The sequence below is a fragment of the Achromobacter marplatensis genome (assembly GCF_002209535.1).
Classification (GTDB): domain Bacteria; phylum Pseudomonadota; class Gammaproteobacteria; order Burkholderiales; family Burkholderiaceae_B; genus Achromobacter; species Achromobacter marplatensis.
Window position 1 is genome coordinate 304,862 of sequence record NZ_NJIG01000003.1, and the last position, 18,275, is coordinate 323,136.

The 18,275-nt window shown below is 64.9% G+C and carries 19 protein-coding genes; 16 read left to right on the plus strand and 3 right to left on the minus strand.

The window, feature by feature from the left end; all coding sequences use genetic code 11:
* Positions 1 to 85 precede the first annotated feature (85 nt).
* The 5 genes from dbpA (at position 86) to CEY09_RS08385 (ending at position 4,500) form a co-directional block, all read left to right on the plus strand.
* Positions 86 to 1,474, plus strand: coding sequence for an ATP-dependent RNA helicase DbpA (dbpA, locus tag CEY09_RS08370; RefSeq protein ID WP_006223359.1), 1,389 nt, complete (start codon positions 86 to 88; stop codon positions 1,472 to 1,474).
* A 204-nt stretch (positions 1,475 to 1,678) separates the two neighbouring features.
* Positions 1,679 to 2,086, plus strand: coding sequence for a DoxX family protein (locus CEY09_RS08375; protein WP_006223360.1), 408 nt, complete (start codon positions 1,679 to 1,681; stop codon positions 2,084 to 2,086).
* A 250-nt stretch (positions 2,087 to 2,336) separates the two neighbouring features.
* Positions 2,337 to 2,501, plus strand: coding sequence for a hypothetical protein (locus CEY09_RS32270; protein ID WP_006223361.1), 165 nt, complete (start codon positions 2,337 to 2,339; stop codon positions 2,499 to 2,501).
* 30 nt (positions 2,502 to 2,531) lie between these two features.
* Positions 2,532 to 3,881, plus strand: a complete 1,350-nt coding sequence (locus CEY09_RS08380) for a BcpO-related WXXGXW repeat protein (protein WP_088588288.1) — start codon at positions 2,532 to 2,534, stop codon at positions 3,879 to 3,881.
* 82 nt (positions 3,882 to 3,963) lie between these two features.
* On the plus strand, positions 3,964 to 4,500 hold the full coding sequence (locus CEY09_RS08385; protein ID WP_088588289.1) for a peroxiredoxin: 537 nt from the start codon (positions 3,964 to 3,966) through the stop codon (positions 4,498 to 4,500).
* Between the two features lie 56 nt (positions 4,501 to 4,556).
* On the opposite strand, the gene CEY09_RS08390 is transcribed toward CEY09_RS08385, so the two are convergent.
* Positions 4,557 to 6,005: a CoA transferase gene (locus CEY09_RS08390; RefSeq protein WP_088588290.1), complete on the minus strand. Its 1,449-nt coding sequence runs from the start codon at positions 6,003 to 6,005 to the stop codon at positions 4,557 to 4,559.
* Positions 6,006 to 6,279: 274 nt separating this feature from the next.
* On the opposite strand from CEY09_RS08390, the gene phrB reads away from it, so the two are divergent.
* Entirely contained in the window at positions 6,280 to 7,698 is a 1,419-nt protein-coding gene (gene phrB, locus CEY09_RS08395) for a deoxyribodipyrimidine photo-lyase (protein ID WP_088588291.1), read from the plus strand.
* A gap of 129 nt (positions 7,699 to 7,827) precedes the next feature.
* Positions 7,828 to 9,513: a methyl-accepting chemotaxis protein gene (locus tag CEY09_RS08400; protein ID WP_088588292.1), complete on the plus strand. Its 1,686-nt coding sequence runs from the start codon at positions 7,828 to 7,830 to the stop codon at positions 9,511 to 9,513.
* A gap of 18 nt (positions 9,514 to 9,531) precedes the next feature.
* Here the strand turns inward: CEY09_RS08400 and CEY09_RS08405 are convergent, their stop codons facing one another.
* The gene (locus CEY09_RS08405; RefSeq protein WP_088588293.1) at positions 9,532 to 9,864 is read right to left on the minus strand and encodes a tetratricopeptide repeat protein; all 333 of its coding nucleotides are present in this window, start codon (positions 9,862 to 9,864) and stop codon (positions 9,532 to 9,534) included.
* A 324-nt stretch (positions 9,865 to 10,188) separates the two neighbouring features.
* On the opposite strand from CEY09_RS08405, the gene CEY09_RS08410 reads away from it, so the two are divergent.
* From CEY09_RS08410 to CEY09_RS08420, 3 genes are all read left to right on the plus strand, one after another.
* Positions 10,189 to 11,631, plus strand: coding sequence for a DUF1800 domain-containing protein (locus CEY09_RS08410; protein ID WP_234818254.1), 1,443 nt, complete (start codon positions 10,189 to 10,191; stop codon positions 11,629 to 11,631).
* 9 nt (positions 11,632 to 11,640) lie between these two features.
* On the plus strand, positions 11,641 to 12,837 hold the full coding sequence (locus CEY09_RS08415; RefSeq protein WP_088588295.1) for a DUF1501 domain-containing protein: 1,197 nt from the start codon (positions 11,641 to 11,643) through the stop codon (positions 12,835 to 12,837).
* A gap of 93 nt (positions 12,838 to 12,930) precedes the next feature.
* Positions 12,931 to 13,422 carry a glutathione peroxidase gene (locus CEY09_RS08420; protein WP_088588296.1) on the plus strand — a complete coding sequence of 164 codons (492 nt, stop codon included), beginning with the start codon at positions 12,931 to 12,933 and terminating at the stop codon, positions 13,420 to 13,422.
* A 28-nt stretch (positions 13,423 to 13,450) separates the two neighbouring features.
* On the opposite strand, the gene CEY09_RS08425 is transcribed toward CEY09_RS08420, so the two are convergent.
* Complete coding sequence (locus CEY09_RS08425; protein ID WP_006223372.1) at positions 13,451 to 13,918, minus strand: Lrp/AsnC family transcriptional regulator; 468 nt, start codon at positions 13,916 to 13,918, stop codon at positions 13,451 to 13,453.
* Between the two features lie 121 nt (positions 13,919 to 14,039).
* On the opposite strand from CEY09_RS08425, the gene CEY09_RS08430 reads away from it, so the two are divergent.
* From CEY09_RS08430 to CEY09_RS08455, 6 genes are all read left to right on the plus strand, one after another.
* Entirely contained in the window at positions 14,040 to 14,951 is a 912-nt protein-coding gene (locus tag CEY09_RS08430; RefSeq protein ID WP_088588297.1) for a DMT family transporter, read from the plus strand.
* A 131-nt stretch (positions 14,952 to 15,082) separates the two neighbouring features.
* Positions 15,083 to 15,784 (plus strand): glutathione S-transferase N-terminal domain-containing protein, encoded by a 702-nt coding sequence (locus CEY09_RS08435; RefSeq protein WP_006223374.1) that lies wholly within the window; start codon positions 15,083 to 15,085, stop codon positions 15,782 to 15,784.
* A gap of 17 nt (positions 15,785 to 15,801) precedes the next feature.
* Entirely contained in the window at positions 15,802 to 16,266 is a 465-nt protein-coding gene (locus tag CEY09_RS08440; RefSeq protein WP_088588298.1) for a GNAT family N-acetyltransferase, read from the plus strand.
* Between the two features lie 30 nt (positions 16,267 to 16,296).
* Positions 16,297 to 16,572 (plus strand): lipoate-protein ligase small subunit, encoded by a 276-nt coding sequence (locus CEY09_RS08445; RefSeq protein WP_006223377.1) that lies wholly within the window; start codon positions 16,297 to 16,299, stop codon positions 16,570 to 16,572.
* Positions 16,569 to 17,345 carry a lipoate--protein ligase family protein gene (locus tag CEY09_RS08450; RefSeq protein WP_088588299.1) on the plus strand — a complete coding sequence of 259 codons (777 nt, stop codon included), beginning with the start codon at positions 16,569 to 16,571 and terminating at the stop codon, positions 17,343 to 17,345. The genes CEY09_RS08445 and CEY09_RS08450 overlap by 4 nt, the downstream gene beginning before the upstream one ends.
* 48 nt (positions 17,346 to 17,393) lie before the next feature.
* Entirely contained in the window at positions 17,394 to 18,203 is an 810-nt protein-coding gene (locus CEY09_RS08455; RefSeq protein WP_088588300.1) for an RsiV family protein, read from the plus strand.
* Positions 18,204 to 18,275 lie beyond the last annotated feature (72 nt).

Here is an 18,275-nt window from a genome sequence, read left to right on the forward strand (position 1 = left end):
CCCGCCCGGGCGAAGGTCTGGCCATGCCCAGGGCTTACACTGTCGGTCGACTCTGTTTTTCGCATTTTTTGCGATCCCTCCTATTGTGACCAACACGCCCTTCTCCTCCCTGCCCCTCTTGCCCGCCCTGCTCGACAACCTGCAAAGCCTGGGGTTCGAGCAAATGACGCCCATCCAGGCGCAAAGCCTGCCCCTCATCCTGGAAGGCCGCGACATCATCGCGCAAGCCAAGACGGGCAGCGGCAAGACCGCGGCGTTCGGCCTGGGCGTGCTGCAGAAGCTGGACACGAGCCGCCTGACGCCCCAGGCGCTGCTGGTCTGCCCCACCCGTGAATTGGCCGATCAGGTCGCGCAGGAACTGCGCCGGCTGGCGCGCCTGATTCCCAACGTCAAGATCCTGACCCTGTGCGGCGGCGCTGCCGCCCGCCCCCAGGCCGAATCGCTGGCGCGCGGCGCCCACCTGGTCGTCGGCACACCCGGCCGCATCCAGGACCACCTGACGCGCGGCAGCCTGGATCTGGCCGGCCTGACCACGCTGGTGCTGGACGAAGCCGACCGCATGGTCGACATGGGCTTCTATGACGACATCGTCGCCATCGCCTCGCACTGCCCGGCCAAACGCCAGACGCTGCTGTTTTCGGCCACCTACCCCGACAACATCCGCAAGCTCAGCGCCCGGTTCCTGCGCAACCCGGCCGAAGTCAAGGTCGAAGCGCAGCACGACGCCAGCCGCATCGAACAGATCTTCTACGAAATCGACGGTAAGGACCGCCTGGACGCCGTGGCGCGCCTGCTGGCGCACTTCCGCCCCGTCTCCACGCTGGCCTTCTGCAACACCAAGATTCGCAGCCACGACCTGGTCGAACGGCTGCAGGCCGACGGCATCAGCGCCCAGGCCTTGAACGGCGACCTGGAACAGCGCGAACGCGACGAGATCCTGATCCAGTTCGCCAACCAGAGCTGCGCGGTCCTGGTCGCCACCGATGTGGCCGCCCGCGGGCTGGACATCCAGAACCTGGGCGCCGTCATCAACGTGGACGTCACCAAGGACACTGAAGTCCACGTGCACCGCATCGGCCGCAGCGGCCGGGGCGATCAGAAGGGCCTGGCGCTCAGCCTGTGTTCGCCCGACGAAATGCGCTGGGCCAACCTGGTCGAGCAATACCAGGGTTCGCCGCTGAAGTGGGGCGACATCAAGTCCTTGAAACCCAAGGCCGACCGCCCCCTGCGCGCGCCGATGGTCACGCTGTGCATCCAGGGCGGCAAGAAGGACAAGCTGCGCCCGGGCGACCTGCTGGGCGCCCTGACCGGCGACGGCGGGCTGACCTTCGAACAGGTCGGCAAGATCAACATCACCGAATTCAACTCCTATGTGGCACTGGACCGCCAGATCGCCAAGCAGGTGTTCTCGCGCGTATCCAACAGCAATATCAAGGGCCGCCGGTTCCGCATGCGGTTCCTCGAAGAATTCTGATTGCTGCCGGGACAGGGAATTTTTCCGGTCGACCGGTCGAAAGACCGCGATGAAAGCTTGATGATTTTGCTCGGGTTTTGCCATAATGGCCCCGCCTGGCCCGGCGTTGCCGCCTCAATCGGGGCGCGCCGGACGCGGAACCAAAGGTAAACAGCGTGCTCCAACGAGCCGCTGTCCCCTTAACCATCACAAGAGAAACTCACCATGATCAAGTCCGACGATACCGGCAAGCTGATCCTGCGCCTGACCCTCGGCATTCTGATTCTGCTCCACGGCCTGTCCAAACTGATGGGCGGCGGCGTCACCGGCATCAGCGGCATGCTGTCGTCGCACGGCCTGCCGGGCTTTCTGGCCTATGGCGTGTACGTGGGCGAAATCATCGCCCCCGTGCTGCTCATCATCGGCGTTTACACCCGCCTGGGCGGCCTGATCATCGCCATCAATATGGTGGTTGCGATCCTGCTGGCCCACACCGGCCAGTTGGGCACCATCACCAACACCGGCGGCTGGGCCCTGGAACTGCAAGGCATGTTCCTGTTCACCGCCCTGGCCATCGCCTTCATGGGCGCCGGCCGTTTCAGCCTGGCCGGCAACGGCGGCCGCTGGAACTAACCACCTGGCTTGGCGTTGCGCCCTCACCCGGCGCGATACAAGACAACGGGGTCGCTCAGGCGGCCCCGTTGTTTTTTCCGCAGAGATTGATACGAACGACATGCGCCGTCACGCAGCCGCAAACATCCGTCACTTGAAAGCTGTTTCGGAACGATTACAGCCGCGAACTCCCGCCTGAGGGTATGGCCTAATCCGTATCAGCGCATTAGGAAGTAAGCCACACACCTGGCGCTGGTTGGGAGTGACTCAAATGAAGAAGCGTCTGCTGCTGGTGCTGGCCATAGCCAGTTCGTTGACCGGATGCGTCGTGGTGCCGGCTCGCCCGGCCTACTACCGCCCGGCCCCCGTCTATTACACGCCGCACTACTATTACCCGGCGTACCCCGCTCCGCATTACTACTACCGCGGATATTGATCCTCGCACCCGAGGCGATCAGGAACAGCCATGACACCGTCCGTCCGGATTTCCCGCTTTCGGCCCCTGGCCACCGCAGCTTTGCTGGCGATTTGTGCCGGCGCGGCCGCGCAGACCTATGCGCCGCCCCCCGCGCCCGCTGCCCCGGCCTATGACAACGGCGACCCCGCCAACGCCAACCTGGCCCTGGTGGACCGCAGCCCGGAACCACCGCCGCCCCTGCCCGTCTATGTGCAGCCGCCCGCACCGGCAGACGGCTACATGTGGGTGCCCGGCTACTGGAGCCGCAATCGCTACGGCTTTTTCTGGGTGCCCGGCGCATGGGTGATGGCCCCCTACCACGGCGCGCTCTGGACGCCGGGCTACTGGGGCTTCGTGAACGGGCTGTATGTCTGGAACGCCGGCTACTGGGGCCCTCATGTGGGCTTCTATGGCGGCATCAACTACGGCTTCGGCTATGTCGGCATCGGCTACGTCGGCGGCTACTGGAACCGCGACCGCTTCTACTACAACCGGTCCGTGACGAACGTGAACGTGACGCGCGTCACCAATGTCTACAACCACACCGTCGTCGTCAACAACGTCGACAACCGACGCGTGAGCTACCACGGCGGGCCTGATGGCATCCGCCGCAACGCCGACCCTCGCGAATTGGCCGCCCGCAACGACCGGCACGCCCCCCCCACCGACATGCAGCGCGGGTTCGTGCGCGATGCGGGCAACAACCGCGCGCAGTTCTACGATCACAACAAGGGCCGCCCGCCCCAGGCGTTCGTCGACCATCCCAACAACAACGGGCGCCCGCCTGACGCGCCACGTCCCGGCGGCGAGGCGCGCCCGGGCAATGGCCCAGGAAACAATCCCGGCAATGGACGGGACCACGGCCGCGACAATCGCCCGGGGCCTGGCGCCGGCAATGGCGCGCCCGCCGCCAACTTCGCTGGCGGCCAGAGTCCGGGACAAACCGTCACGGGCACGGCGCGTCCCCCACAATCGCCAGCGCCGCAGCAGGTGCGGGACCCGGCCCGCGACGCGGCGCGGGACCAAGCCAGGGGTGCGCAGCAGCAAGCGCAACAACAAGCACAGCAACAAGCGCAACAACAAGCACAGCAACAAGCGCGCGACCAGCAGGCGGCGCGGCAGCATCAGGATCGCGAGCAGCAACAGCAGGCACGGCAGGCCAGGGACGCACAGCAGCAGGCCCGCCAGCAACAGGCCCGCGATAGCCAGCAGCACCAGCAGCAGCAGCAACAGGCCCGCGAGCAGCAGCAGGCACGCCAACAAACCTCGCCGCGTCCGGAAGGACACCCGCAGCAGGGCGGCGGCCGAGACCGTGAAGCGCAGCGCGGCGAGGGTCGCGGCGGGCCGAACCGCGACTGAACTGGACCCCTGCCAACGGCGGGACTACAGTAGGCACTTTGCCGCGCCCGCCCGCGCGCCACACTGGATATCGGAGCCTCCCATGAAACGCCTTGTCTCCTGCTTGATGCTTTGCGGCCTGCTGGCCGGCACGTCGGCCCAGGCCGCCTTGAACGTGGGCGCGCCCGCGCCTGACTTCAGCACCCAGGCCTCACTGGGCGGCAACGTCTTCACATTCAAACTGACCGAGGCCTTAAAGCAAGGGCCCGTCGTGCTGTACTTCTTCCCGGCCGCGTTCTCCAAGGGCTGCACGATCGAAGCGCACAACTTCGCCGAAGCCACGGACGAATACAAGTCGCTGGGCGCCACCGTCATTGGCGTGTCGACGGATGATATCGACACGCTGAACAAGTTTTCGGTCAGCGAGTGCCGCAGCAAGTTCGCCGTGGCGGCTGATGGCGACGGCAAGATCATGAAGGCTTATGACGCCGTGCACGACAAGCGCCCCGACTACGCACAACGGATCTCGTACGTGATCTCGCCGCAGGGCAAGATCCTGTATGAATTCACGGATATGAACCCGGACTCGCACGTGGCCAACACCATGCGCGCGCTGCGCGACTGGAAGGCGAAGCAGTAACACGTAAAAAAAAGCCCGGGTATTCGTCCGGGCTTTTTTACGACGGCGCTTGCGGCCTAATTGAACGGCCAGACCGGCGGATGCGTGCCGGGCGGATTGGACGGGCGCGTCCACCGCGCCGGCGTTTCCGAGAACCGAGCGGCATGGCGCACCGCCAGCAATTCGCCGAAGCCCGACGGCTCGGTTTCCAGCAAGCCCTCGAATTCCGGCATCTGACAGGCCAGCCCGCCGTCCACCCGGCCCAGGCTGCGCAGCCAATGCGCGGTTTGCGCCAGCGACACGCGCACGTGCCAGCTGCCACCCTCGGTCACCTGCCGCGCCAGCGCGACTTGCGCGCCGAATGCCATCAGATACCCGGACGCATGATCCAGAATCTGCATGGGCAGGGGCTTGGGCGCTTCCTGTCCTGCCGCCTGCGCCTCGGCGTGGTTGAAGCCCGTGGCCGTCTGCACCAGCGAATCGAACCCGCGCCGGTTGGCCCAGGGGCCGGTAGTGCCGTAGGCCGATAGCGACACATAGACGATGCCAGGCCGGATGCGCGCGGCGTCCTGCGGCCCAAAGCCCAACGCGGCCATGCCGCCCGGCCGATAGCCCTGCACGAACACGTGCGCGCTGCGCAACAGGTTGCCCAGCGCGATGCGGCCGTCGGCCGTGTCCAGGTCGGCCAGCACCGACAGCTTGCCGCGGCTGGTGTCGATGATGTTGTCGATATTGGGCAGTTGCGGCGAGTTCACCAGCATCACGTCTGCGCCATAGGCGGCCAGCGCGCGGCCACAGACGGGCCCGGCGATGATGCGAGTCAAGTCCAGTACCCGGATGTCCTTCAGCGGCCGCGCGTCGTGCCCGTACTTGGGCAAGGGCCGCGGGTCGGCCTCACCGATGCGTTCGATGGTCATCAGGGGCTGCGAGGCGATTGCCTGGCCCTGCGCATGGCGGTCCCATTCGTCAAAGCTGCGCATGGCGGCAACCACCATGCCGGCATCGGCGGCGACCTGCTCGAAGTCCAGCGCCTTCCAGCGGCTCAGCGCGCGCTCCACCGTTTCCCGCGTGGTGCCCTCACCGGTCGGACACCCCAGCAATGCCAACGCACCGTCGCGATGATGCGCGAAGTTGGCGTGGATGCGCACCCAGCCCCCGTCGCCGCAGCGGTACACACCGCTGACGGGATCCCACGGATTGGGCGTCACGCCGTTGATCTTGAAATGGCTGCGACATTCCTGAGCGGCGTGCAGCATGTCGACCGAAACCTGTTGCCGCGCGCCGCCGCGCAGATGCCAGAGTTCGGCCGCAGCCAGGGCGGCAGCGGCCATGCTGGCTTGCGCCGCCGCGCCAACCGCAAAGGACGAGGGCAGCACAGGGTCTGCGCCGGTCAGCAACACGTGATCCAGCGACTCGTCGGGAAGGTCGAGTGAACGCCACAGTTTTTGCAGGACATCGAGCGACGTCTTGCCGGCGGGTGTGCGTCCCCTCAGAAAGGACGGGCGTAGGTCCATCAGATTTCCCATAGCGTTCACTTTTGCTCTCGTCGTTAAGTGAATTACATGGCGCGGGGACAAGCGCGTCAATACGTATGCGGCCTCAGCGTGTTTCATGGTTTGACCGCGTGCTGTCGTGGAAACCTCGGATCTGGCCCAGGGCCCACCCGTCCCCCGCCGCTTTGCCCCGGTCACATCTACTCGTAGTTTTTACATCGTCTTCCATGGACGGGCCGCGCGATAGAATGCCAGCCTCAATGGCCGGGCGCGCCTGTCCGCCGATTTCCGTCCTGGATTGCCCTAGATGAACACGCTGCTCTGGCTACGCACCGATCTGCGCCTGCACGACAACCCCGCCCTGGCCGCCGCCGCCGAAAACGGCACGGTCACTGCGCTGTTCCTGGCGTCGCCCGGCCAATGGCGCCTGCATGGCGACGCGCCTGCCAAAGTGGATTTCTGGCTGCGCAACCTGCGCGAACTCTCGGCAGACCTGGGCAAGCTGGGCATTCCGCTCAAATTATTGACGGTCGCGGACTGGAGCGAGGCGCCCGGCGCCATCACCGGCTTCTGCCAGGCCCACGGCATTGGGCAAGTCCACGCCAATACCGAATGGGCCATCAACGAACGCCGCCGCGATGCGGCCGTAGCCGACGCGCTGCAAGCAAGCGGCGTGGACTGGACGCTGCATCACGGCGCCTCGCTGCTGCGCCCCGGCACGGTGCTGACAGGCAAAGGCGAGTGCTACCGCGTCTACACCCCCTATGCGCGCACGTGCAGGGAACGCCTGCGCACCGCGCCGATCCGCCCCGTGCCCGCCCCCCGCGCCCAAACCGCGCCGGCGTGGAAGGCCGACGCCCTACCCGATACCTTCGACGGATTCCCGCCTGCAAGCGATGCCGTGCGCGCGCTGTGGCCCGCCGGCGAAACCGCGGCCAGCGACCGGCTGGCCGCCTTTGCCGACGGCGTCATCGATGCCTACAAGGACGAGCGCGACTTCCCGTCGCTGCCCGGCACCAGTTGCCTGTCGCCCTATCTGGCGGCCGGCGTGCTGTCGCCCGGGCAAGCGCTGCGTGCGGCGCTGGCAGCCAATCATGGCGAATTGGATAGCGGCAAGGCCGGCGCCGCCACATGGATCAACGAACTGCTGTGGCGCGAGTTCTACCAGCACCTGCTGGCCGCCTACCCGTCGCTGTCCATGCACCAGCCCATGAAACCGGAAACCGCCGCTGTGCCGTGGCGCGACGCGCCCGCAGACCTGCATGCCTGGCAGCAGGGAAAAACGGGCATTCCCATCGTCGACGCCGCCATGCGGCAGCTGCTGGCGCTGGGCTGGATGCACAATCGACTGCGCATGGTGACCGCCATGTTCCTGTCCAAAAACCTGCTGATCGATTGGCGCTTGGGCGAAGCCTGGTTCATGGCGCAATTGGTGGACGGCGACCTGGCCGCCAACAATGGCGGCTGGCAATGGAGCGCCTCCACGGGGGCCGACGCGGTGCCCTACTTCCGCGTGTTCAATCCTCTGTCGCAATCCCGCCGGTTCGATCCTCGCGGCGTCTTCCTGAGGGAATGGCTGCCTGAACTGGCGCACCTGGACGATCAAGCCATCCATGACCCCAGCCCCATGGAACGCGCGGCCGCCGGCTATCCCGCGCCCATCGTGGACCTGGCGCAAAGCCGGCTGCGCGCGCTGGAAGCCTTCGGCAACCTGCCTGCCGTATGACCTACACCGCATGAATTTACGTTTTGCATAACATTCCAATATCTTGATGTAGATCAACCCCGCGCACGCGCCCCTCCCCGATGATCCCCGGCTGCACCACGCCCCCGCCCATCACAGGACGACAGACGCATGCGCAACAATCAGCCGGTTTACAACAAGGAATACACGCTTCACGACGAGCAGTACCTGATCTCCCGCACCGACGCCCGTGGCCGCATCATTTACGCCAATCCCGCGTTCGTGGAAGTCAGCGGCTTCTCTCGCGAGGAACTGGTGGGCGCCGCCCACAACATCGTGCGCCACCCGGATATGCCCGAAGCCGCCTTCGAGGACTTGTGGCGCACCATCCAGCGCGGCGAATCCTGGACGGGCGTCGTCAAGAACCGCCGCAAGGATGGCGGCTACTACTGGGTGCTGGCCAATGTCACCCCCATCATCGAGCGCGGGGAAACCGTCTGTTATGCGTCGGTTCGCGTCAAACCGACCCAAGCGCAGATCGACGCAGCCGACAAGCTCTACAGAAGACTGCGCGACGGCACGGCGCGCGGCGTGCGCCTCGTGCGTGGCCAGGCACGGCCAACGGGCATCGCCGGCGTCCTGGCCCGATTGAAGCTGTGGCGGCTGACCGGCGTGCGTTCGCGCATGCTGGCCTGGGCCATGCTGGCGTCCACCCTGTTCCTGGGCGCGGCCGGCGTCGCGCTGTACGGCATGTTCGACCGCATGCAGCCCGAAGAACTCGCCATCGCCGCGGCCGTGCTGGCGGCAGGCGTGGTCCTCATCTTCGCCTCAGGCTGGGGATTCGCGCGCAGCATCTCGGGGCTGCTGGCGACCGCCACCGACTTCACGCGGCAGATCGCCGCGGGCAACCTCAGCACGCCCCTGCCCTCGGCCAGCCTGCGCGACGAGATCGGCGCCCTGAAGTTCTCACTGGAAGTCATGCGCAAAAGCCTGGTCAGCATCACGCGCGACGTGCACGACGGCATTGAAAGCGCGCTGCACTCCGCCTCCGAGATCGCCGACGGCAACGAGGACCTGTCCGCGCACACGCAACGCCAGGCCGCGTCGCTGGAAGAAGCCGCGGCCAGCATGGAACAGCTGGCCGCCACGGTGAAGCAGAACGCGTCGAACGCCCACGGCGCAGACCGGATGGCTAGCCAGGCCTCGGACGTGGCCAAGCGCGGCGGCCAGGTCGTAAACGAAGCCGTAGCCGCCATGCACGGGATCGTCGAGAGTTCCTCGCGCATCACCGAAGTGGTGGGCATCATCGACGGCATCGCGTTCCAGACCAACATCCTGGCGCTGAACGCCGCTGTGGAAGCCGCGCGCGCCGGCGAATCCGGCAAGGGCTTCGCGGTGGTAGCCACCGAAGTGCGCAGCCTGGCGCAGAAAAGCGCCACCGCTGCCCGCGAAATCAAAGCGTTGATCGAAGCGTCCAACGAGCGCGTCAACGATGGCGTGCGGCACGTAGAGCGTGCGGGCGCCGCCATGCTGGACATCGTGGATTCCGTGCAGCAGGTCACGCAGATCATGAATGAGATCGCGGCCACCTCCACCGAGCAGCACACCGGCATCGACAACGTCAGCCGCACCATTTCGGAAACGGATACCGCGGCCCAACGCAATGCGGTGCGGGTCGAGCAGGCCGCGCTGGCCGTGGACAACCTGCGCACCCGAGGCGCGCAATTGCGCCACGCCATCGAAGTGTTCCGCGTGGCCGGCAGCCAGACGGTGCTGCCCAAGCGTGCCGCCACGCCTGTGCCGGCGGGATTGATCGCGACGCCCAGCGCGCGGCCGTTGCTGGAAGGCCAGGCCTGACGACGACGCGAGGCCGGCTCAGGCGCCGGCCGCCGCCTGCTTGTCCAAGCGCTTGATGAATACCTGCAGTTCTTTTTCGACCTGTTTGTCGCCACGCGCCTGCGCGGCCTCCATGCCCGAGTTCCACGCCGCCCGTGCGCCTTCCACGTCGCCCAGGCCCAGGCAGGCCTTGCCCAGCCATTTCCAGGCGACCGAGTAAGCGGGGTCGAACGCCAGGGCCGCCCGCAAGTGCGGCTCGGCCTCGCGAAAGCAATCCTGCTCGACATAGGCCTTGCCCAGCGAAAATCGCAGCAGCATGTTGTCGGTGCCCTTGGCCAGCATGGCCTCTAGGCGTTCAATCATTCCTTCCATTAACGGGCTCCCGTCGGTCACTGAACACTGATCGGGCATGATAGGACGACACCGTCGCAACAGCGGCAATACCCTTGATGCAAGTCTGAAATTAGGAAGCCCCATCTAAAATGAATGGTTTCCTTGCGTTTCAAGACCAGCTCAACAGGGAATGTCTGGACGATTGTCCTGTCCCACAATAGGTTGCCTATGAAAGGTGCTTGTTCCATGATGCTCTCGCGCTTGTCTCTACTTCGACTCGCACCCCTGCTCTTGCTCCCTCTCGCATCTGCCGCGGTGGCTCAGCCTTCAGGCGCCGTCACTACCACTGCAGCGGACTCCCGATTGCGCAACGCAGCGCTGGTGAACCGCATCACGTGGGGTGCCACCCCAGCAGAATTGGCTCGCATCCAGGAGATCGGCGCTGAAAGATATCTGCAGGCCCAGTTGCACCCCGATCCTCGCGCGAAGTTACCCCAGGAAGTGCAGCAGCAGATTGATGCGCTGTCGATCTATCACGTATCTGATAAAGACGCGCAAGCCCAACAACGCAAGATGCGTCAAGATGCACGAGACTTACCCCAGGCCGCCAAACAAAAAGCGTTGCAGGAGTCTCGAAGAATCTCCCGCGAACGCGCTGACGAGACCGCGTATCGGGCAATTTGGCGTGCCTTGTACTCGCCTAACCAGCTTCAGGAACAAATGACGTGGTTTTGGACAAACCACTTTAGCGTCTTTTCTGGCAAGGGCGATATCGGCACCTATCTAGCCCAGTATGAAGAACAAGCCATCCGTCCGTACGCGCTGGGAAAATTCCGCGATATGCTCCGGGCCACCGTCCGCTCGCCTGCCATGCTGGTGTACTTGGACAACACCCGGAACATCAAAGGCCATCTGAACGAAAACTATGCGCGCGAACTGATGGAGCTGCACACGCTGGGCATCAAAGGCGGTTACACGCAGAACGACGTGCAAGAACTGGCCCGCATTCTGACGGGACTGGGCGTGCGAAATAGCGACAAACCGCCCCAGGTCAAGCCCGATCTGCGCGATCAACTGGTGCAGGACGGCCTGTTCCAGTTCCACCCGGAACGCCACGACGCCGGCGATAAGGTATTCCTGGGCCATAGAATCAAGGGCGGCGGACTGGATGAGGTGGATCAAGCCATCGACCTGCTGGCGCGACATCCGGCGACTGCGCGCTTTGTCAGTGAAAAGCTTGCCGCATACTTTCTGGGCAACGCTCCCTCTGCCCAGCTTGTTGACCAGATGGCTAAAACCTTCCTCGCGAAAGACGGGGACGTCGCTGCGACACTGCAGACGCTATATGCCTCGCCGGAATTTGCCGACTCGCTAAAGACTGGCGTATTCAAGGATCCCGTGCATTACGTCTATTCGTCGATGCGGCTCGCCTACGCCGACTCGCCGCCCGTCCGCAACCCGAAAGCCGCCATGTCCTTGCTGCGCCAGATGGGGCAAGGCTTGTATCAACGCAAGACTCCAGACGGTTATCCACTAGCCATGTCCGACTGGTCTGGCTCCGGCCAGATGACCCAGCGTTTCGAAATAGCGCGCACGATCGCCGCCGCCCCTCTGGTCTTCTACCGAACGCAAAACGATCCAGACAAGGTTGCGCCGCCCCGCATTGGGCGTTTGTTGAACTCCATCACGGAGCTCGGCCTCTTCACGAATCTATCGCGCTCTACGCGCGACGCCATCGCTCAGGCCAAGACACCAGCGGATGCTAATACGTACCTGTTGGCCTCGCCTGAATTCATGCGCCGTTAGGAGAACAAAATGGATCGCCGCCATTTGCTTCACATGATTGCCGCCGCCCCGCTGATACTGGGAAGTAGCCGTCTTTACGCCGCACCTGCGGCCTCGGGCAACCGCTTGCTAGTCGTCTTCATGCGCGGGGCCTACGATGCCGCCAGCCTGCTGGTGCCCACATCCAGTGACTTCTACTACGAATCCCGGCCTAGCATAGCAATCGGACAGCCCGGCAGCAGCAGCGGCGCTGCATTGCCCTTGACCGATAGCTGGGGCCTGCACCCAGCCTTGGCCGACAGCCTGATGCCGTTCTACCAAAAAAAACAATTGGCCTTCGTTCCATTCGCGGGCACGGAAGACCTGAGCCGCAGCCATTTCGAAACTCAGAACAGCATCGAACTCGGACGAGGTGCGGGGAAGAACGGCAACTACCGATCAGGCTTTCTCAACCGTCTGACAGCCGCATTGGAGGGCTCGAATGCGCAGCCAGCCGCGTTCACGTCCGAAGTACCTCAGATCCTACGGGGCGAAGCTCGCGTGCCTAACATCGACCTGGGGGGAGCCACCCGCAAGTCGCGCCTTACGGACGAGGACAATCGCGCCATCGCTGCCATGTATCGCGATACGGAACTGGACGCATCTGTTTTGGAAGGCCAACGCATCATGAGCGCATCGCGCCAAGAACTCGATGCGGAAATGAAAGCAGCCAATGGCAATGCCGTGTCCACAGACAAGTTGGAAAAAGAAATCCGCCGCATCGCCCGCTTCATGACCGACCGCTACAACCTGGGCTTTGTCGACGTGGGCGGCTGGGACACGCACGTGGGCCAAGGCGCCGCCACCGGCGCGCTGGCCAACCGCCTGGGGCAACTGGGCCGGGCGCTTGCCGCCTACGCCGACGCGATGGGCCCTGCGTGGCAACAGACCACAGTCGTCGTGATCAGCGAATTCGGCCGGACCTTTCGCGAGAACGGCAACAAGGGCACCGACCACGGGCATGGCACCGTGTATTGGGTGATGGGCGGCAATGTGCGCGGTGGTCGCATCGCGGGCCGGCAAGTCGCGGTCAAGCGCGACACCCTGTTCCAGGATCGCGACTACCCCGTGCTGAACGAATACCGCGCGGTCTTCGCCGGCCTGTTCTCGCGGCTGTACGGGCTGGACAAGGCACGCCTGGCGCAGGTTTTTCCCGGCGTGGCCCCGCTGGACTTGAAGTTGGTCTGAGTTCCAGCGCCGGCGCCGGGCCAGGCGCTACACTCGACGGGCAAGCCAGCGCACTGGCGCCCTCGCGTCCAGACGCCTGACACAGGAGCCCGCATGAGCAATATTTTCGATTTCACTGCCCGCGACATCAACGGGGAGGACCAATCCCTGGACATCTACCGCGGCCGCGTGCTGCTGGTGGTGAACGTCGCCTCCAAGTGCGGCTTCACGCCGCAATACGCGGGCCTGGAAGAACTCTACCGGTCGCTGCGCGACGACGGGCTGACGGTGCTGGGGTTTCCTTGCGACCAGTTCGGCCACCAGGAACCCGGCGACGAAGCCGAGATCCGCAACTTCTGCTCGACCCAATACGACATCACCTTCCCGCTGTACGCCAAAGTCGACGTCAATGGCGCCGACGCGCATCCGCTGTATCGTTGGCTGAAGGGCGAAAAGCCCGGCGTCTTCGGCACCGAAGGCATCAAATGGAACTTCACCAAGTTCCTGGTCGGCCGCGACGGCCAGGTCATCAAGCGCTACGCGCCGACGGACACGCCGGCGGGCCTGAAGGACGACATCGTCCGGGCGCTCTCCGCGCCAGTCTGAGCCCGCAGGAGGCAGCGCCTGAACCGCCCTAGCGCAAGGGCGGCAGGCGCCGACGCACCGTGTGCGCCTTGACGATGGCGGTATTGGTTTCAGCGAACTCCGTCACGCGCTCAAGAATTCCGTCCAGGTGCGAAATCGACCGCAGCACCACGCGGGCGATGAAGCAATCATCGCCCGTCACCTTGTCGCATTCCACGAATTCCGGGATTTCCTGGATCAGCCCTTCCACATGCCGCAACTGCCCGGGCAAGGGGCGGATGCGCACGATGGCTTCCAAGGTGTAGCCCAACGCCACCGGATCCACATCCAGCGTGTAGGCGCGGATCACGCCCGACTCCTCCAGCCGCCGCAGGCGGTCCGCCACGCTGGGCGCCGACATGCCCACCTGCCGGGCCAGATCGGCCGTGGTGGTGCGCGCATTGGCCGACAGGGTCTCGACCAGGCGACGATCGATGCCGTCCAGAACAGGGCTTTCGTTTTTTAGGTCGTTTTGCATAAATTCCACCTAAAAGAAGGTATGACATTAAAAACACCACACGAACATCATATAACCAGCTTGATCTGCCTGGGATAATTTCTCCATCGTACATCGCGGACAGCCCGCCCGGAGAAACCTCATGAATCCCGCATCAGAACGCCTCGGCCTGGCGCAAATGGCCGCCGCCATGACCCTGTCCGGCACACTGGGCGTGTTCGTCATCGAGTCCGGCCAAAGCGCCTGGAACGTCGTTTTTTTCCGCTGCGTCTTCGGCGCCTTGTCGTTGTTCCTGTATTGCTGGGCGCGCGGGCTACTGCGGCCCGGCCTGTTCACGGCCCGCACGCTGGCCCTGGCGCTCGCCGCCGGCGCTGCGCTGGTCCTGAACTGGGTGCTGCTGTTCTCGGCCTACCGACTGGCGTCCATCTCGTTGGCCACGGCCGTCTACAACGTGCAGCCCTTCTTCCTGATCGGGCTGGGCGTGCTGTTCCTGGGCGAACGCCCTACACGCGGCAAGCTGGCCTGGTCGGTCGTGGCGTTTGCGGGATTGCTGCTGGTGCTGCGCCTGTCGGAAACCGGGGGTGCGGGGGGCAGCGAATACCTGTCGGGGCTGATGCTGGGCCTGGGCGCCGCCGCCCTCTATGGCATCACCGCCATCATCGTCAAGCGGCTCACGGGCATCCCGCCTCAGGTGCTGGCGCTGGTGCAGGTGACGCTTGGCGCCATCATGCTGCTGCCCATGGCGGATTTCAACGCCCTGCCCGCCGCGCCCTTGCAATGGAGCTACCTGGTCGCCCTGGGCCTGATCCACACCTGCCTGATGTACATCCTGATGTATTCGGCCATCCAGAAGCTGCCCACCACGTCCACCGCCGCGCTCAGTTTCATCTACCCCGCCGTGGCCATCATGCTGGACTTTCTGGTCTACGGCCACCGGATGGACGCCACGCAGGTCGTGGGCGTGGCGATGATCTTCCTGGCTGCCGCGGGCGTCAGCCTGAACTGGACCTGGCGCCTGCCGGGCCGCCCGCGCCCCGGCGCCGGCACGGCCTGACCGCGGCAGCGGCACCGGAAACCCGCACCCCGGCCCCGGTTATTCGGGGCCGGGCCGAGCCGTCCCCGCTATCATGGCTTTTCCATCCGCCGGCCCCCGCCGGCGGCGCCAAGATTCCCAGGACGCTCCCCATGATCGATCTCTACTACTGGACCACCCCCAACGGCCACAAGATCACGCTGTTCCTTGAAGAAACCGGCCTGCCCTACAAGATTCACCCGGTGAACATTAGCCGCGGTGATCAGTTCAAACCTGAATTCCTGGCCATCGCGCCGAACAACCGCATTCCCGCCATCGTCGACCAGGCGCCCGCCGACGGCGGCGCGCCGATCTCGCTATTCGAGTCGGGCGCCATCCTGCAGTATCTGGCCGAGAAGACCGGCCGCTTCCTGCCCGCCGACGTGCGCGGCCGCGCCGAAGTCTCGCAATGGCTGTTCTGGCAGATGGGTGGTCTGGGGCCCATGGCCGGCCAGAACCACCACTTCTCGGGCTATGCGCAAGAACGCATCGCCTACGCCATCGACCGCTATGTCAAAGAGACCAACCGCCTGTACGGTGTGTTGAACAAGCGTCTGGCCGACCGCGAATTCGTGGCGGGCGACTACTCCATCGCCGACATGGCCGCCTACCCGTGGATCGTGCCCCACGCCAAGCAGGGCCAGGACCTGAACGACTTCCCGCACCTGCAGCGCTGGTTCAACGCCATCGCCGCGCGACCCGCCACCCAACGCGCCTATGCGCTGGCCGACACCATCAATACCGCCCCGTCCATCAGCGACGAGGAGTCCCGCCGCATCCTGTTCGGCCAGACCGCGCAGCAAGTCACCCGCTGATCCGCCGGAGACCGCCCATGACAGCACCGAAACTGGCGTTCCGCCGCGCGCGCGCCGAAGACCTGCCGCATATCATCGCGATGCTGGCCGACGACGAATTGGGCGCCGCGCGCGAAGACCCGTCCGTGCCGCCGAATCCGCGATACATTGCCGCGTTTACCGCGATCAACCAGGATTCCAACCAATTCATGGCAGTGGTCGAGCAGGATTCCCACCTGGTCGGCTGTTTGCAGTTATCGTTCATACCCGGCCTGTCGCGGCAGGGCCAATGGCGCGGACAAATCGAGAGCGTGCGCATCGCCTCGTCTTACCGCGGCCAGGGCCTGGGACGCGCCATGTTCGAATGGGCGATTGAACAATGCCGCATCCAGGGATGCGGCCTGGTCCAGCTGACCACCGACCGTGCGCGTCCGGACGCGCGCCGGTTCTATGAAAGCCTGGGTTTCAAGGCCAGCCACGATGGCATGAAGCTCAGCCTGTAGTGCAAGTAGATGATTTTGCAAGGAGCGCCCATGCATGGCGAATATAAAGTCCCCGGCGGCAAACTGGTCGTTGCGGATCTGGAAGTGCGCGACGGCCGCCTGGCCGACGTGCGTATCAGCGGCGACTTCTTTCTTGAACCGCCCGAAGCGCTTGAAGCCATCAACAATGGCCTGAACGGCATGCCGGCCGACGCCGGCGAACTGGAACTGGCGGTTGCCGTCCAATCGGCCCTGCCCGCCGATGCCGAACTGTTCGGCTTTTCCGCCGAGGCCGTCGCCGTCGTCCTGCGGAGGGCGCTGGCATGACGCGCACCGACTGGAACGACTACGACTGGCAACTGATCCACGAAGGCCCGCAGGAGCCGTCGCTGCACATGGCGCTGGACGCCGTCATCACCGATGAAGTCGGCGCCGGCCAGCGGCCGCCCACCTTGCGCATCTGGGAATGGTCCGCCCCCGCCGTGGTGATCGGCCGCTTCCAATCCCTGAAGAATGAAGTCGATCCCGACGGCGCCAAGCGCCACGGCATCGAGGTCGTGCGCCGCGTAAGCGGCGGCGGCGCGATGTTCATCGAGCCCGGCAACTCCATCACCTATTCGCTCAGCGCGCCGCAAGCGCTGGTGCACGGCATGAGTTTCCAGGAATCCTATGCCTTCCTGGACGCCTGGGTGCTGACCGCGCTGCAGGGCCTGGGCATCAAGGCCTGGTATCAGCCCTTGAACGACATCGCCTCGGACATCGGCAAGATCGGCGGCGCCGCGCAAGCCCGCCGTGCCGGCGCCGTGCTGCACCACGTGACCATGTCCTATGACATCGACGCCGATAAAATGGTCGAAGTCTTGCGGATCGGCCGCGAAAAGCTGTCCGACAAGGGCACCACCAGCGCCAAGAAGCGCGTTGACCCGCTGCGCACGCAGACCGGGCTGGCACGCGAGGTCATCATCGACCGCATGGTGGAAACTTTTGCCGGCCTGCACCGTCTGACCCCCGGGCAGATTGGCAGCGACACGCTGGCGCGCGCCCGACAACAGGCCGAAGAGAAGTTCTCCACCCCTGAATGGACCGGCGTGGTGCCCTGACCGCCAAAGCCTGTTGCCATCAAGCCTAGATTTTGTGGAGGTAGTTCAATGCGTCGCACGTTCACGCCGCAAGGCGCGATAAGCGGTCTGATCCTGGGCGCTGCCCTGTTGGCGCTTGCCGGCTGCGGCAGTGCGCCGCCGGCGAACATCACCCTGGCCAGCCCCTCCTCCTCCACGCCGGAGAAGGTAGGGGACCTGTCCACCGAACACATCAAGTGGGCCTCGAACAAGCCCGGCTGCGAGGGAGACTGCCCGCGCATTGAAATCGATAGCGTGGCGTTTCCCGGCATCCCCAAGCTGACGGCGCTGGTGGATCACGTGCTGGCCTACATGACCGGCACCGACGCCAACCGCCGAGGCCCGTACAACACGCTGTCGGAATACACACAGTATTTCTGGTCCACGGCCCGTCCGCGCGACGCCACCTATTTCAAGGCCAACGTCAAGGACACCGTGGGCGACATCGTGTCGATCGAACTGCACACCGAGCAGTTCCTGACGGGCGCCGCGCACGGCATCCCCGCCACGCAGTATCTGAACTGGGAACGCAGCCGAGACCGCGTCATGAGCCTGGACGAAGCGCTGATCCCTGGCCGTCGCGCCGAATACGTGGCGGCGCTGCAGCGCGCCCACGCCAAGTGGCTGACGGCAAATCCGGACGCCAAGCGGGACCCCGCGGCCTACAGCAAGATGTGGCCCTTCCAGGAAAGCGACAACTTCGCGCTGACGCGCGACGGCATCGTCGTGAAGTACGACGCCTATTCGATTGCGCCGTACTCGCATGGCGAGCCCGAGCTCAGCATCCCGTACGCGGACCTGCGCGGCATCTTCAAACCGGAGTTGCTGCCGAAGTCGTAGCCAATACCGGTTGCGGCGAGCTGCAAGCAAGCCGTCGGGCGCGACGGTTTGCACCCCAATACGCGAAGGCCG

Excerpts from the sequence above, each read along its gene's own strand:
- CEY09_RS08440 (WP_088588298.1), top strand. The coding sequence starts at position 15,802 with ATGACAGCACCGAAACTGGCGTTCCGCCGCGCGCGCGCCGAAGACCTG.
- CEY09_RS08450 (WP_088588299.1), top strand. The coding sequence starts at position 16,569 with ATGACGCGCACCGACTGGAACGACTACGACTGGCAACTGATCCACGAA.
- CEY09_RS32270 (WP_006223361.1), top strand. The coding sequence starts at position 2,337 with ATGAAGAAGCGTCTGCTGCTGGTGCTGGCCATAGCCAGTTCGTTGACC.
- CEY09_RS08385 (WP_088588289.1), top strand. The coding sequence starts at position 3,964 with ATGAAACGCCTTGTCTCCTGCTTGATGCTTTGCGGCCTGCTGGCCGGC.
- CEY09_RS08455 (WP_088588300.1), top strand. The coding sequence starts at position 17,394 with ATGCGTCGCACGTTCACGCCGCAAGGCGCGATAAGCGGTCTGATCCTG.
- phrB (WP_088588291.1), top strand. The coding sequence starts at position 6,280 with ATGAACACGCTGCTCTGGCTACGCACCGATCTGCGCCTGCACGACAAC.
- CEY09_RS08445 (WP_006223377.1), top strand. The coding sequence starts at position 16,297 with ATGCATGGCGAATATAAAGTCCCCGGCGGCAAACTGGTCGTTGCGGAT.
- CEY09_RS08375 (WP_006223360.1), top strand. The coding sequence starts at position 1,679 with ATGATCAAGTCCGACGATACCGGCAAGCTGATCCTGCGCCTGACCCTC.
- CEY09_RS08435 (WP_006223374.1), top strand. The coding sequence starts at position 15,083 with ATGATCGATCTCTACTACTGGACCACCCCCAACGGCCACAAGATCACG.
- CEY09_RS08420 (WP_088588296.1), top strand. The coding sequence starts at position 12,931 with ATGAGCAATATTTTCGATTTCACTGCCCGCGACATCAACGGGGAGGAC.
- CEY09_RS08415 (WP_088588295.1), top strand. The coding sequence starts at position 11,641 with ATGGATCGCCGCCATTTGCTTCACATGATTGCCGCCGCCCCGCTGATA.
- CEY09_RS08400 (WP_088588292.1), top strand. The coding sequence starts at position 7,828 with ATGCGCAACAATCAGCCGGTTTACAACAAGGAATACACGCTTCACGAC.
- CEY09_RS08380 (WP_088588288.1), top strand. The coding sequence starts at position 2,532 with ATGACACCGTCCGTCCGGATTTCCCGCTTTCGGCCCCTGGCCACCGCA.
- CEY09_RS08425 (WP_006223372.1), bottom strand. The coding sequence starts at position 13,918 with ATGCAAAACGACCTAAAAAACGAAAGCCCTGTTCTGGACGGCATCGAT.
- CEY09_RS08430 (WP_088588297.1), top strand. The coding sequence starts at position 14,040 with ATGAATCCCGCATCAGAACGCCTCGGCCTGGCGCAAATGGCCGCCGCC.
- CEY09_RS08390 (WP_088588290.1), bottom strand. The coding sequence starts at position 6,005 with ATGGGAAATCTGATGGACCTACGCCCGTCCTTTCTGAGGGGACGCACA.
- CEY09_RS08405 (WP_088588293.1), bottom strand. The coding sequence starts at position 9,864 with ATGGAAGGAATGATTGAACGCCTAGAGGCCATGCTGGCCAAGGGCACC.